The organism is Neobacillus sp. Fa239 (assembly GCF_055395235.1).
The window spans coordinates 221058-234766 of sequence record NZ_AP041612.1 but is presented as its reverse complement, the minus strand read 5'-3'; the positions used below and the strand labels follow the sequence as shown (position 1 = coordinate 234766).

Annotated in this window: 16 protein-coding genes and 1 pseudogene; 13 read left to right on the top strand and 4 right to left on the bottom strand. The window is 33.9% G+C overall.

What is annotated here, in order from left to right:
• Window positions 1-338 precede the first annotated feature (338 nt).
• Window positions 339-614, top strand: coding sequence for a histidine phosphatase family protein (locus tag ACZ5XR_RS29490; RefSeq protein WP_464502486.1), 276 nt, complete (start codon window positions 339-341; stop codon window positions 612-614).
• Window positions 615-1355: 741 nt separating this feature from the next.
• Here the strand turns inward: ACZ5XR_RS29490 and ACZ5XR_RS29485 are convergent.
• Window positions 1356-1640, bottom strand: a complete 285-nt coding sequence (locus tag ACZ5XR_RS29485; protein ID WP_464502485.1) for a DUF3847 domain-containing protein — start codon at window positions 1638-1640, stop codon at window positions 1356-1358.
• 18 nt (window positions 1641-1658) lie between these two features.
• A complete protein-coding gene (locus ACZ5XR_RS29480; protein WP_464502484.1) occupies window positions 1659-1907 on the bottom strand; it encodes a hypothetical protein in 249 nt (82 codons plus the stop codon).
• A 217-nt stretch (window positions 1908-2124) separates the two neighbouring features.
• Here ACZ5XR_RS29480 and mobQ point away from each other — a divergent pair, with 217 nt between their 5' ends.
• The 11 genes from mobQ (at window position 2125) to ACZ5XR_RS29425 (ending at window position 11441) form a co-directional block, all read left to right on the top strand.
• Entirely contained in the window at window positions 2125-4140 is a 2016-nt protein-coding gene (gene mobQ / locus ACZ5XR_RS29475; protein ID WP_464502483.1) for a MobQ family relaxase, read from the top strand.
• A gap of 107 nt (window positions 4141-4247) precedes the next feature.
• Complete coding sequence (locus ACZ5XR_RS29470) at window positions 4248-4400, top strand: hypothetical protein (protein WP_464502482.1); 153 nt, start codon at window positions 4248-4250, stop codon at window positions 4398-4400.
• 1278 nt (window positions 4401-5678) lie between these two features.
• Window positions 5679-5948 carry a hypothetical protein gene (locus ACZ5XR_RS29465; protein WP_464502481.1) on the top strand — a complete coding sequence of 90 codons (270 nt, stop codon included), beginning with the start codon at window positions 5679-5681 and terminating at the stop codon, window positions 5946-5948.
• Between the two features lie 1025 nt (window positions 5949-6973).
• Window positions 6974-7234 (top strand): metal-sensitive transcriptional regulator, encoded by a 261-nt coding sequence (locus tag ACZ5XR_RS29460; protein WP_464502480.1) that lies wholly within the window; start codon window positions 6974-6976, stop codon window positions 7232-7234.
• 150 nt (window positions 7235-7384) lie between these two features.
• Window positions 7385-7867, top strand: coding sequence for a DsrE/DsrF/DrsH-like family protein (locus ACZ5XR_RS29455; protein ID WP_464502479.1), 483 nt, complete (start codon window positions 7385-7387; stop codon window positions 7865-7867).
• Between the two features lie 18 nt (window positions 7868-7885).
• On the top strand, window positions 7886-8182 hold the full coding sequence (locus tag ACZ5XR_RS29450; protein WP_464502478.1) for a rhodanese-like domain-containing protein: 297 nt from the start codon (window positions 7886-7888) through the stop codon (window positions 8180-8182).
• A gap of 52 nt (window positions 8183-8234) precedes the next feature.
• Window positions 8235-8804 carry a sulfurtransferase TusA family protein gene (locus tag ACZ5XR_RS29445; protein WP_464502477.1) on the top strand — a complete coding sequence of 190 codons (570 nt, stop codon included), beginning with the start codon at window positions 8235-8237 and terminating at the stop codon, window positions 8802-8804.
• Between the two features lie 47 nt (window positions 8805-8851).
• Window positions 8852-9979, top strand: a complete 1128-nt coding sequence (locus ACZ5XR_RS29440; protein ID WP_464502476.1) for an MBL fold metallo-hydrolase — start codon at window positions 8852-8854, stop codon at window positions 9977-9979.
• Between the two features lie 20 nt (window positions 9980-9999).
• The gene (locus tag ACZ5XR_RS29435; RefSeq protein WP_464502475.1) at window positions 10000-10227 is read left to right on the top strand and encodes a sulfurtransferase TusA family protein; all 228 of its coding nucleotides are present in this window, start codon (window positions 10000-10002) and stop codon (window positions 10225-10227) included.
• A 27-nt stretch (window positions 10228-10254) separates the two neighbouring features.
• Entirely contained in the window at window positions 10255-11028 is a 774-nt protein-coding gene (locus ACZ5XR_RS29430) for a sulfite exporter TauE/SafE family protein (protein ID WP_464502474.1), read from the top strand.
• Window positions 11029-11054: 26 nt separating this feature from the next.
• Window positions 11055-11441 carry a DUF302 domain-containing protein gene (locus tag ACZ5XR_RS29425; protein ID WP_464502473.1) on the top strand — a complete coding sequence of 129 codons (387 nt, stop codon included), beginning with the start codon at window positions 11055-11057 and terminating at the stop codon, window positions 11439-11441.
• A 121-nt stretch (window positions 11442-11562) separates the two neighbouring features.
• Here the strand turns inward: ACZ5XR_RS29425 and ACZ5XR_RS29420 are convergent, their stop codons facing one another.
• Window positions 11563-12537 carry an FTR1 family iron permease gene (locus ACZ5XR_RS29420; RefSeq protein ID WP_464502472.1) on the bottom strand — a complete coding sequence of 325 codons (975 nt, stop codon included), beginning with the start codon at window positions 12535-12537 and terminating at the stop codon, window positions 11563-11565.
• 274 nt (window positions 12538-12811) lie between these two features.
• On the opposite strand from ACZ5XR_RS29420, the pseudogene ACZ5XR_RS29415 reads away from it, so the two are divergent.
• Window positions 12812-13015, top strand: a pseudogene (locus ACZ5XR_RS29415) (ATP-dependent DNA ligase); the annotation flags it as partial.
• A gap of 155 nt (window positions 13016-13170) precedes the next feature.
• On the opposite strand, the gene ACZ5XR_RS29410 reads toward ACZ5XR_RS29415, so the two are convergent.
• Window positions 13171-13641, bottom strand: coding sequence for an SRPBCC family protein (locus ACZ5XR_RS29410; RefSeq protein WP_464502833.1), 471 nt, complete (start codon window positions 13639-13641; stop codon window positions 13171-13173).
• Window positions 13642-13709 lie beyond the last annotated feature (68 nt).

The following is a 13709-nucleotide window of genomic DNA, read 5'->3' as shown; positions in this document are numbered from 1 at the left end:
TTTTGATAAAAAAATATGGAGATATATTTTAGTAGCTATCATTGCGTTAACTATTAGGGTTTCGATTGACCATCATAAGATGATTTTGATCCAGCCAATATAATGCAAAAGCAGCAAGAGCTGAGTTAGCATCTTGTCAAATACTATTGGTGCTGGTAAGTCGATTGTTGAACGTAATGTTTAAAAGACAATGATTGGTGTACACTTCATTATTGTCGCCAATTTATGAGGCAATTGAGCTGTCAATTCAATAGACAATTCGATTTGATAAATGTATTAAATTACATAAGTTATTAAACAAGTGGTTAGGTTAAAGAAACTCTAGGGGGGAACCAAAATTGAATACCGCAATTTATATGATAAGACACGCAGAATCACCATTTGCTTTTGGCCAAAAACGGATGAGAAAAATATCCTTACACGGGGAAATTAATGCTAAAAGAGGAACCAATCTAATAAGTGATAAAACAGTTGATCTGATAGTTTCAAGTTCTAATATCAGAGGTATACAAACAATTCAGGGAATTGCCAATGCCAATCATATAGAAATAAAAGTGATGGAAGAATTAAGGGAAAGGCAGTTAAAGGTGCTTATAAATTACCTGATAAAGTAATACAACGTACAATAAAAAGAATCCTATGAAGATAGTGATTTTTAGTTTTTAGGAGGAGAGTTATTAAGAGAGGGTACAAAATCAAGCTATACCCGTAATCAAAGACTTTTTTTTAATAACAATTATATAGGAAAGACCAATATTATCGGCAATCATGGGAATGTTATGACCATTATGAATTATTTTAGTGCTGATTACGGATATGAATTTTGGAAAAACACCTCTAACCCTGCCATTTATAAATTGATATTTTCAGGGGAAAAGCTCTAGGTAGTTCAAAGATTATGGGCGTAACAAATTCAACTTCAAATGCCGCTTCTTATGTTTAACAGGATTTTACTTGTCATAAAAACACAATAAATCAGAAAAAGGGAGGGGCAAAACTGTTGTAAGTTTACACGCCATTTTTACTGTCATTTATTTGATATGCACCTCAAAACGGAACCCTTTATCCGAATATGGAACTGCTCTTTTTTGTGGATGCAACCTTTTGACTCTTAATGGTGTGAGTTCACAACAAGCCATTATAAGAGAATAAATGCAAAATAAATGCCTACTGTGAAATTTGGTGCGGAGAAACTAAAAGTGAATCTCATAATATAGAAATTAAAATATCGAGAAGGGCTAAACAATTCAACCTCCAAACAGAGGGGGATTTCCTCATCCAGTCGTTACATTGAGAAAATGCCAATATCAGTTAAAAAATGACAAGCGCAATAACAATTTGTAGAAAATAAATTGTTATTGCACATCCGGTTCTTTCATCTTATTTTGAATTTTTCTATTAATATATTCTTTATTCTTATTTTTAAACTCCGCTAAAATTTTTATCAAATCTTCTGTGTCCTTTAGGGAAACATTTTCATTTTCACTTTCTAAATACTTTTCAAAAAGTGCTCCTTTTTGGATCAATCTTCTTGTTCTTGTTCGCCGATCTTCATTCGAAATTTTGTATTCTAAGGCTTTCTTTTTTTGCTCTAGGGCTTTAATTTTATTTTCAAGTTTATGTAACTCTTCATTAGACATCTTGATCACCCAATAGGTTTAGTGGTTAGTCTCATCCTCAATTTCCGCTTCGTTAGATATAGCAACTTCACCATATACTTTTACTTGGTCCTTAAACAAATCTATTAATGTTTTTGCTTCACTAACATTTTCAATTCCCCAGGTGGTCATTAGATACTTACCAATCTCTTTTTGGGAATTGGTTAAAATACGTTTTTGCTTTTCTTTTAGTTTTTTAATTTGTTCTTTGATACTTGTTATCTGTTCCTTTGTATTTGATTTTTGCATGCTAACGGCTCCTTTTTCTGGCAGTTTACTATATTATAGCATTTGAACCAAAACATGGGAAGTGATATAATAATCCCGAAAACGAAGTTCAGGGCGCACTTATATACCACTATCGTGTTATAGTGCGTTGGTCCCTTCTCCGAAGGAACCAATTTCGTGAGGCGTCTGTAAAATTCGCTTCGCTCATGTCATGAAATAAATTGAGGTGACTATAACTATGGCAATTTACCATTTCTCTAATCAGATCATTTCAAGAAAAAAACAACAAAATACCATTGCGGCTGCTGCTTATCGTTCTGGTGAAAGATTGATAGATGAAAGAACGAATGAAGAAAAGTTTTACAATCGAAAAGTAAAACCGATTACTCATATTCTGGCGCCTAGTCATGCACCTCAATGGGTTTATAATCGTCAGCAATTATGGAATGAAGTTGAGAAGAAAGAAAAACAATGGAATGCGCAATTGGCCCGTGAGATAAATGTTGCCCTACCAAAAGAATTATCCCATGACGAACAAGAACGATTAGCTATTGAATTTTGTACGAATAATTTTGTTAAGGATGGGATGGTTGTGGATTTATCCATTCATCGAGATGATGAACAAAATCCTCACTTTCATGTGATGTTGACCATCCGTCCATTTAATGAAGACGGGTCATGGGGAAATAAACAAGCGAAAGTAAAAGAATTGATAGATGGAAAACAACAAGTGAAAGCTTTACATACAACCGATTGGAATACAAAAGAAAAACTCATGTATTGGAGAGAACAGTGGGCTCACCATGCTAATCGTTTTTTAGAGAAAAATGGTTTTTCTGAAACAATCACTCATTTATCAAATAAGGATAGAGGGATTGAGACACTTCCAACCATTCATGAGGGGTTCGTTGCAAGACAGATGCAAGATGAAGGGAAAGAATCCGACAGGATTCAAATAAATAATGCCCGGAAAGAGTACAATAAAACCATTATTGAATTGGCAGAAGCTAAGAAAGAAAAACAGGTAAAAGAAAGAACGGAAAAGTTTGTTCGTCGATTTACACCTTTAGAAAAAAAGCAATTACGTGAATCAGCAAAACTGTTACGGATGTTTGTGAACTATGAAAATATTAATACTCGAAAGTTACAATTAGAAAAATGGCAATCTAGACTAGAGTTTCATCACGATACCATCGATAAATATAAAAAATTAACTAGGATTGAAAAAGAAACCGAAATTCTAAATCAAACTGAAAAAATCTTAGAAATGGAAGCTAATCGGTTTTTGGATCAATATTATCCTAATTTAGATAAAGAAAAATTATCTAAAGATCAAAAGATTGAAATTGTAGAATCAACTGTTTCGCAAAATAAAATGTTAAGTACTATTGAGATCGATAACGTACTTAGTGAATCAGAGAAGAAGCAAATTGAAAAAGATCTGTTTGTATTATTGAATAATAGACCAAAGTTTGTTTTATCTTTGCAGAAAGAGATACAAAATGCAGAGATCCAATTTGAGCATTTACGATTGAAAAATGGGATTAACTTTGCTGATCACTCTACAATTAAAAATGCTACTGATAAAGTTTTAAACCAAATGCAGTTTTTATTAAATCAAAAAGAAAATATGATTAAATCATTAGAATTAATGGATCAGCTATATGATTATCAGCTGCAAGAATTATATCCAAATTGGGAGGGAAGAAATTATTTAACAATTGAACAGAAAGAATTCTTTGTAATGGCAAATGAGTATTATGGAAAAAACATAATACCCGAAGATTTATCAAACCCACCAAGAAAATATTCAACTGAAGAACAAAAAGAAATTATTAGCTGTTTATATTACATTAATCGTCATAACATGGATTCTAATAATAAAGATCAATATCATGAGCTTTTACGTAATAAATATTCTGATTTTCAATTTGAAAATCAATCTTACAAACAAATGTTTTATCATGAGTGCATGCGATATGAAGACGAAATTGGTCCAGATAAAATGAATCAACTTCACCATGCGTATAAGATCCAATCATTTGGTAATGTGGAAGAATCCTATTATGGAGAAAATAACTCAATCGCTCCACTTTCTAATCATGTTTCAGGGTTTGTTCTTCCAAATAGTTCGGATTTCTTTTCGATTCTTGAAAGTGCAATCCGTGAAGCGGATCGTAAGTGGAGGGAAGATGAATTTGCTCAGCAACACAAAAACAAAAATAAGAAACGTCGAAAAGGAATGGAACGTTAGAAAGGGAATTTAACAAAATTGGAAAAACTATCTCCCATCGTCGAGCCAGGAACGGGAGAAAAAACATAAGAGCATTTCGAAAAAATTGTCAAAGGGGTAAGTGGGATTTGACAGTTGAAAAGCATAAGGAGTATTTAGGCTTTTCAACTACACTTCCCTTATATAGTTTTAACAATATGAAGATGATTTACATGCAAAATCCAAACGCTTTTTATGTAGATGGTAAGAAAGACGGGAATACTTTTGGACAAAAAGCTTGAAGGGAGAAAGGCCTCTAAAGAGAAGAGTTTTATGAAGAGAGCATTTGAGCTTTACGAAATTGAAGTTAGTATGCTAACTATATTTTCTTTAATTGAATGGGTGGAACATGAAAGTTTAACGGACGAACCTAATGAGAAAATTGTTGCATATAGTTGACAGAGGTACTCAAAAGTACGTAACTCTTTAAGATGAAAATTCCGTTAGTAATGGCTTTAACATACCATCAATGTATTTCTAAAGAAAATGAGTTCCAGCATCGTTGATTAATTGCGATATTAAATAAGTGAAATCAAGAGTATTTTTTAATTGCAAAACTCAAGGATGAGATGTCTTTGATAGGGATCAAAACTTGCTGCTAGAAAATTTCTTTTTAAAAGGTAGAGTAGTGGCAGATTCAATGTCTCCTTTTTATTGCAATAATGTAGTATGACTTGAGAGCTATTTCAGCTAATAATTTATAAATAACAATAAATTATATGACAATATATATATTAATCTTTTTTATATAATATATGTTATTGTATATTTTGTTTTTAATGAAGTTGACAAATTTATCATTAATATTGAATTATAGATTACCGTATTATTTTAAAAATAAAGATTTGTTAATGAATAACTTCATTTATTTTTAATGGTTTGATTTATTTGTTTTTTAAAACAAATTTTTTTCCGTTACTAGAAATAATTTCTAATAAACTACATGTTTCAAAAGCCGTTATGCTGACAATTAGCTCTAAGGCGTTAGGAAGTTTCATTCGGAGGAAAAAGCGAGTGACCCTTTATTTGATGGGAAGTAATTCAACATTTACTAATGCGGAAAAATTGAAACGACTTTTACCAACGGTACGGCTGCACCAATTCCGCTGCAGTGACAAACAGATTTATATAATAAAGCATGTTTTTTCTTTTTAAATCCATAAAAAGTTACTTAAATCGGATTACTAAAGACTATAACTGCTTTGGTATTACCGTAGATGACTCAAATTACACTGGGGCTCAGAAGCTGCATTGTTTATTAACATACTGTAATGAAAGAATAATTTTTAAGGAAATTAGCTTAATAGCTCCTCCCTTTTCAAATTCTTAATTCGAGATAGGATAGTGACACGTTTTTTTTCGGTTAAGGAAGGCTAAATCATTGATTTATAAGCATATTCTGAAGTGTTACCGAGTAAATTAGTAACAGATTAACAGATTATATGTGTAACAGTGTTAGTGACTTAAGCTTTGATTTTACTGGAGATTACGAAAAAAAAATGGGGGGGAGAGTATTCATTATGACGAAAAATGCTATTAAAAAAGAAGATGAACGAAAAGTTCGTTCCGATAAAAAAACCCGAGTCAATTGTTCATTAGATGAAGATGCTCATCGGAAGTTGAAAAAATTAAGCGTTAGTTGCAATTTAACCAAAACCATGTTGGCAGCCGAGTTAATTAAGATGTGTGTGAACCACACAGATATTATTAATTTCTTTCAAGATAAGTACAATACAGAAACTGAGTATAGAGTCATACCAGTGAAAGTAAACGGGAAAATAAATTATTAATAAACGACTTTCTTCAAATTTTTACCGATCTTTTTCCAGGCTTTATAACAACTTGGACACATTTTAAGTCTCTCATTATACTTTTCTTTACTTCCACCAACGGTTACTTTACAATGAACGCATTTCATTTTGTAATCCCTCCTTATACGATAAGGATGGACAAGAATAATAGAAAATAAACAAGATCTAAGATAGATTCTTATAATATAAGATCAGAAAAAGCATAGCCATGATTACACGGGAATCATCAGGAAAGTCTGGATTCGCAACAATAATTATTTCTTATCAGACTATATTACGCTCGATTTAAGGTGAGTTAATTGTATACTAAACGTTTAAATCAAAATTACCAATCAGTACGCCAACGTATAGAGGAGTATTCCCACAATCAGGTGACTATACCATTAGTGTCGGATTTGCGATATGGTATGATGATGGTGACGATTGGGATACATGCTATCATGTTGCGGACCAGTGATTATTAAGAAGAAATAGGTTGGCCCAAAAGAGTCGTCATTCAACGACATTTTGAGTCAACCTATTTTATTTTTAAAAATTAAATTTGGAAAATTTTAAGCTTTGCCCCTCCTTGACATTATACCTATAGGGGTATATTATTTGGTTGTCACAGCTTATGGACAGGTGGTGTTAATCATTTTCCGATTAGTGTTATTTTTGTTGTTGACTCTAGGTACGAGCTTATATAAGCGATTGATATTATCCAGTAAAAGGTTATCCGTGTATTGACCAACAAAGTGTGTTAAAGAACAAAAATATAACAAAACTTGATATAAGAGATTACAATGAAAATGAATTAGTATCAGGCACTAATAAACTAAATATTCCTTACGCTTATTTAAAACGTAACAATAAAGAAATTCCCGATGAGGAGGTCCATGTAGTGGCTCAAAATAAATTAGAGCTAAACTTGGGTTTACGCTTCTTAAAAGCAAAGGGTATTGAAATCGCAAGTTACATGTTAATCAACTGCCCTTGCAAACAAAAGTAATAGTGAGGTGAAGGTAATGGAATACGGAAAAGATGTTAAGAATCGCTTAAAACGCATTGAAGGACAAGTTAAAGGTGTTTTAAGCATGATGGAGCAAGGAAAAGAGTGTCGAGAGATTATCACTCAATTATCCGCAGCGAAAAGTGCAATGGATCGGACAATTGGTCTAATTGTTAGTAAAAATCTGGAACGTTGTGTACGGGAAAACATTGAAAAAGGTGAATCAACAGAAGATCTTGTAAAAGAAGCTGTTGAATTATTAATTAAAAGTAGATAGAAGTTCATCAACCTTATTTATGGGTTGACGAACTTATCTTTTATATATTAATATACCCATGGGGGTAATTGTAAAGAAGTACTAAAAATCTGTTTTAATTTTTTTAAATAAAAATATACCCTATCAGGTATATAATGGGGGAGGATCAAAATGACTGAACAGAAGAAAAAAACAACGATTGTACTATTTAGTGGGGATTACGACAAAGCGATGGCTGCGTATATTATCGCAAATGGAGCAGCTGCTTATGATCATGAAGTAACCATTTTTCATACATTCTGGGGGCTAAATGCACTTCGTAAGGATGAGCAAGTTCCTCTAAAAAAAGGATTTTTAGAAAAAATGTTTGGAAAAATGATGCCGCAAGGTGCAGGAAAAATGGGTCTTTCTAAAATGAACTTTGCTGGTATGGGTCCTAAAATGATTCAGCATGTCATTAAAAAACATAATGCTATGACGCTTCCACAACTAATTGAAATGGCAAATGAGCAAGACGTAAAACTGGTTGCTTGTACAATGACAATGGATCTACTTGGCCTGCAAGAGAAAGAACTAATGGACGGAATTGAGTATGCTGGAGTTGCCGCATATTTAGGTGAAGCTTCAGAAGGAAGCGTTAATTTATTTATCTAATCAACAGGGAGTGTGTAAATGGAACATATAACACCATTTGAGGTTGAAAAGTTATTAAATGAAAAGAACCCAGTTCACATTATAGATGTTCGTGAGGTTAAAGAAGTAAAAGCTGGCAAAATTCCGAATGCCATTCATATTCCATTAGGATTGCTAGAGTTCCGTATGAACGAACTTGATAAGTCCAAAGAGTACATTATGGTTTGTCATTCAGGTGGAAGAAGTGCAATGGCTACGAGATTTCTTGAAAGCTATGGCTTTAAGGTAAAAAACATGTCAGGTGGCATGTTGGAGTGGCAAGGTCCAATTGAATAATTTTTTTAAAGTCAGAAATACCCCTATCGGTATAAATAGGAGGAATCAAATAATGATTAGAACAGATATTATATTAGACGCAAAAGGATTAGCATGTCCAATGCCAATTGTAAAAACGAAAAAGGCAATGAACAGTTTAGAAGCTGGCCAGGTAATTGAAGTACAAGCAACAGATAAAGGGTCCAAGGCTGATATGAAAGCATGGGCAAATAGCACAGGTCATCAATATCTAGGTACTATCGAGGAAGGTCAAGTTCTTAAGCATTATATTCGCAAAGCTAGTAACGACGAAACGGTAGAAAAAAAGCATCCGATTGTAATTTCAAACGATGAATTAATAAAAGTAATGGAAGAAAAGAAACATTTTATTGTTTTGGATGTCCGTGAATCAGCTGAATACGCTTTTAACCATATTCCAGGTGCCATATCTGTACCATTGGGCCAACTAGACGATCATTTAAACCAGTTTGATAAAGCGGCAGAAATTTATGTGGTTTGTCGAACTGGAAATCGAAGTGATTTGACCGCACAAAAATTAGCTCAAGCTGGCTTTATAAATGTCGTAAATGTCGTTCCAGGTATGAGTGAATGGAAAGGTGAAACAGAAAAATCATTGGATTAATTCAAAATATTTTTTTATGGAAAAATATACTGCAGGGGGTATATGGAATGCCTGTACTTCAAATGACAGCTCAAGAGGTAACGAAGAAAGTAATCAATCAAGAAGGTTTATTTATTTTAGACGTTCGTAATGAAGATGCTTTTAAAGATTGGAAAATCGAAGGTGCTCATTTTCAATATTTAAATGTTCCTTATTTCGATTTACTTGATGATGTAGAAGACATTCTTGATAAACTTCCCACCGATAAAGAAATTTTAGTGGTTTGTGCAAAGGAAGGATCATCAGCAATGGTGGCAGAAAAGTTGTCCGATGAAGGCCTTAAAGTCCACTACCTTAAAGGTGGAATGAAGGATTGGAGTGAACATAAAGAGCCTGTTAAAATTGGGGATTTAAAAGATGGCGGAAGCGTTCATCAGTTTGTTCGAATTGGAAAGGGTTGTTTATCTTATTTAATCGAGTCAAATGGGGAAGCAGTGGTTGTAGATGCTTCCCGAATGATTGACCAGTATGAGTCATTTGCATCAGAACATAACATCAAAATTAAACATGTGGTGGACACTCATCTTCATGCTGATCACATTTCTGGAGGAAGAAAACTAGCTGATAAAACAGGAGCGACCTATTATTTACCTCCAAAAGATGCCGAGGAAGCTGTATTTAATTATACAGGGCTTATTGAAGGTAACGATATTGTGGTTGGAAATACAAAAGTAATGGTGAATCCCGTCTATACTCCTGGACATACAATCGGGAGCACATCTTTAGTCGTTGATGGGAGGTATTTATTATCAGGTGACCTATTATTTGTAGAGTCTATCGGTCGACCTGACTTGGCGGGTAAAGCGGAGGACTGGGTGGGAGACCTTAGAGATTCCCTTTATAACAAATATAAACAGTTTCCTAAAGATGTGATTGTTTTACCTGCCCACTTTTCTAGAATAACTGAACTTGGAAAGAATGGCGTAGTAAGTGCAATATTAGGTGACCTATATGAACGAAATAAGGGGCTCAACTTGGAGGAAGCAGAATTTCGCAAAGTGGTAACGGAAATCTTACCTCCGCAGCCAAATTCTTATCAAGAAATTCGCCAAACCAATATGGGTAAAATCACACCTGATGCAGAGATGCAACGGGAAATGGAAATTGGACCGAACCGTTGTGCCGTTCATGAATAATAACTAGGAGGAATATGACAATGAAATCAGATAAATTTTTAGATGCAAAAGGGCTAGCATGCCCAATGCCAATTGTTAAAACAAAAAAAGCGATGGACCAATTAGAAAGTGGCCAAATATTAGAAATTCACGTCACTGATAAAGGTGCCAAAAATGATATGAGTGCATGGGCAAAGTCAGGTGGGCATGAATTATTGGATTTTATAGAAGAAAATGAGGTTTTAAAAATCTATTTGAAAAAAAGATAGTCACTAAGTCAAATTAGGGGGTGACTTATGGAGATCGGATTGATTATCACCATATTAATTATTGGATTTATTGGATCCCTATTCTCAGGAATGTTAGGAATCGGTGGGGCCATCATTAACTACCCACTTCTTTTGTATATTCCTCCGTTATTAGGTTTTCACGGGTTAACAGCCCATCAAGTGTCTGGGGTGGTTGCTGTTCAAGTCTTTTTTTCAGCACTTGGAGGGATTTGGGCCCATCGCAATGGGGGAAATATAAAGAAAACATTGATCCTGTATATGGGTTCCAGCATTTTAGTCGGAAGCCTAATTGGAGGGTATAGTTCACATTTCTTTTCAGAAAAGAGTATCAATGTCATTTATGGATTAGTGGCATTATTAGCGGGAATACTTATGTTGGTTCCTAAAAAGGAAATTGAATCTGATTGGGGCAAAGACTTTAATAAATGGTTGGCAACAATTCTTTCCTTTATCGTAGGTCTTGCTTCTGGTGTAGTGGGTGCTGGAGGTTCATTTATATTAGTTCCTATTATGCTTGTTGTTTTAAAAATTCCTATTCGCATAACAATCGCTACATCGGTAGCCATTACTTTTATATCTTCAATCGGAGGAACAATAGGGAAAGTGACAACTGGGCAAGTCCCCTTTTTGCCTGCGGTATTGATTGTAATTGTTAGTCTGATTGCATCTCCTGTTGGGGTGTTGTTAGGCAAAAAAATAAATACAAAAGCTTTGCGGATAGTCTTAGCTACGTTAATTGTAATAACAACCTTTAAGATTTGGTACGGAATCCTAGTTTGATTAATTCCAATAAGGAGTGAAAAGCATTGTTCCATTATACAGTTGAAACGAATAAATCAGTCGATGAGGCCATTTCATCTTTAGAGCAGAATTTAAAGGAAGAAAAGTTCGGTGTGTTATGGCAGCTAGATCTTCCAGCAAAGTTGCGAGAAAAGGGTGTAGAAAGCTACAACAATCCATATCGAATCTTAGAAGTTTGTAATCCTGTTGAAGCTGCAAGTGTCCTTAACATAAATGAACTTGTCGGTTATTTCCTACCATGTAAAATAGTTGTTTATCAAAGCAATGGAATAACTAAAATGGGATTGCCTAAACCAACAATGATGGTCGGGATGATTGATGACCCTCAGCTTAAGGAAATAGCAGAAAATATTGAGAACACATTGAAAACTGTTTTAGATAAAAGTAAGTAGGATAAAATCAAGTTAATCCTTCCAGGTTTTATTTCGTCTGGTGTAAGTCACACATATAATTCTATGATGGAATAATTGGTAAAAAAGAGCAAATCATTTTAGGTTTGCTCTTTTTGATATATTAAGATGCTTTTGAAATCAATTTTTGTTTAATTGCTTTTCTCTTTGTTAAATAATGTTGTGCGAAATAACAACCTAATACATAAATAACAGCAAGTCCTTGGAAAGATAAAGTTTCTACTGTTGGGAATATACAGAACCATACTTGAGCCCAATCAGGAACATAAAGACTGTGAATGGTTGTTGCGCTCATCCATCCAGCTAATTGCATTTCTTGAACAGTTTCACCGACCATTACAGCAAGAACGACTACTAAAAGAGCACCTGTAAATACAAGCATTTTTTTATGTGGGAGGCTTTTTTGTGCTAAAAAGGTTAGAACTCCAACGATCATGGTTAATGCCAATCCAATTAATGCTCCTTCTAAGACTACCTCAGAACCAGCCTTTAATCTCAAATTTTGTAAGAAAAGAACGATTTCAAATCCTTCTCGATAAACGGATGTAAGCCCAATTAGGAAAAGGGACCAAAAAGTATTGCTTTGTACAACTTCTCCACTATTAGAAGTGACTTTTTGTTTCTTTTGATTATGAAGTCTTATCCAACCAGTCCAATAAATCTTATGAAAGAACCAATTCATAATAATGAGCAGAACTACTACAGCCAGTATTCCTGTGAATGCTTGAATATTCAATTCGGATGCATTTACGGATGAAATGATAGCCACCACAATGAACCAAGTGGCTAATACAGCTATAAAGGAAACACCAGCTCCAATAGAAATAGGCTTCCATAGTGTATCTTGTTTTTTACGTACTAATCCCGAAATGATTGCAGCTAATACTAATATTGCTTCTAATCCTTCTCTGAAAACAAGGATGGCAGTATTTATGATTGCAGCTCCAGGAGTTATGTTTTCGGCGGTTGGATCAGGGTTTCCGTGAAAGAATAATCCTTGCCATATAATTACACCTAGAACAACCAATACTGAGATGGTGATAAGTATTGTTTTAATATTAAAAACTTTCCTAACCATAATCTTCCTCCAAATGACAATGATAATCTTTCTCATTTATTATAATTTTAGTTTACGGTAATCTTTTTTATCAGTCAATGGAATTTTTAATGGTTTTCCTTTGAGAAATGCCTACTGGTATCGGATTTTTATGGAGTAGGTAACTAGTTTTTCAACTGTAAATACAAGGTACATTTTTTTGTATTTTCTTTATGATGTTTATTCCATAAATGTAAATCAATTAACAATGAATCCACTTTAATTGTGTCGTACAATTACTATTGAGGTGGTTTAAGTGTTTTTCTCACCAATGCTTTTACAAAAAACAAACGAACCGTTTGATGATGATTCATACATTACGGAACTAAAACTGGACGGTATAAGACTGATACTTTCAAAGTTTGATAATAAGGTAAGACTTTATACTCGTCATAAAAATGAAGTTATAGCTAAATTTCCGGAATTATTAACAATTGATATTCCGAATGGTACGGTGTTATCAATACCTAAATTGTAAAAAGCCACAAAAAATAAAGGGTGAAACATATTATACATGGCTAATATGTTTCACCCGTTTAATTCTTGTTCAACAAATGCGCCCTTTAACTGAATAAGTAAACTTTCTATGTTAACGCTTATTTTAATAAAATAAAATTAATATTTCCGGTTACTTACCATTTTAGTCAGTTCCGCCTCAAGTCGATCAAAGTTCTGTTCATTGGCTTCGTAACAGAAACTTCTCACTTTTTCGCATTCTTTAACTGATTTGAAGAGCATTTGCCATATAAGTTCGGTTTTGCCTTCTTTCTTAGCAAATGTAATGGTTAATAAAAATTCATGAATTGTCTCCAGATGGTGGATAACAATCTTTTCAGGTTCAATTATTTCGGAAAAGATGGATTTATTCTCATAATCTACACCATTGGGTCCATGCATAATGAAACGCCAAATACCATTTGGTCGTATATCGAACTCATGAAACGTATTAGTAAAGCCCTCGGGTCCCCACCATTTTTCCAAATGATTCGGGTCACTGAATGCTTTGAACATGATTTCACGTGGCACATTGAAGATACGTGTGTTGACAATCTCACGATCAGAGATTGGCTCAGGAGAGTTAATAATCTCCGATACCCCAGAGGATACTGTTAACTCTTGCTTATTTTTCAACTGTTCACCAAGCTGATCCAGCA

What these genes read in the sequence shown, in the direction of transcription:
- ACZ5XR_RS29460 (WP_464502480.1), top strand. Translation starts at nt 6,974, where the DNA reads ATGGAATACGGAAAAGATGTTAAGAATCGCTTAAAACGCATTGAAGGA.
- ACZ5XR_RS29480 (WP_464502484.1), bottom strand. Translation starts at nt 1,907, where the DNA reads ATGCAAAAATCAAATACAAAGGAACAGATAACAAGTATCAAAGAACAA.
- ACZ5XR_RS29465 (WP_464502481.1), top strand. Translation starts at nt 5,679, where the DNA reads ATGACGAAAAATGCTATTAAAAAAGAAGATGAACGAAAAGTTCGTTCC.
- ACZ5XR_RS29430 (WP_464502474.1), top strand. Translation starts at nt 10,255, where the DNA reads ATGGAGATCGGATTGATTATCACCATATTAATTATTGGATTTATTGGA.
- ACZ5XR_RS29450 (WP_464502478.1), top strand. Translation starts at nt 7,886, where the DNA reads ATGGAACATATAACACCATTTGAGGTTGAAAAGTTATTAAATGAAAAG.
- ACZ5XR_RS29435 (WP_464502475.1), top strand. Translation starts at nt 10,000, where the DNA reads ATGAAATCAGATAAATTTTTAGATGCAAAAGGGCTAGCATGCCCAATG.
- mobQ (WP_464502483.1), top strand. Translation starts at nt 2,125, where the DNA reads ATGGCAATTTACCATTTCTCTAATCAGATCATTTCAAGAAAAAAACAA.
- ACZ5XR_RS29455 (WP_464502479.1), top strand. Translation starts at nt 7,385, where the DNA reads ATGACTGAACAGAAGAAAAAAACAACGATTGTACTATTTAGTGGGGAT.
- ACZ5XR_RS29420 (WP_464502472.1), bottom strand. Translation starts at nt 12,537, where the DNA reads ATGGTTAGGAAAGTTTTTAATATTAAAACAATACTTATCACCATCTCA.
- ACZ5XR_RS29485 (WP_464502485.1), bottom strand. Translation starts at nt 1,640, where the DNA reads ATGTCTAATGAAGAGTTACATAAACTTGAAAATAAAATTAAAGCCCTA.
- ACZ5XR_RS29440 (WP_464502476.1), top strand. Translation starts at nt 8,852, where the DNA reads ATGCCTGTACTTCAAATGACAGCTCAAGAGGTAACGAAGAAAGTAATC.
- ACZ5XR_RS29445 (WP_464502477.1), top strand. Translation starts at nt 8,235, where the DNA reads ATGATTAGAACAGATATTATATTAGACGCAAAAGGATTAGCATGTCCA.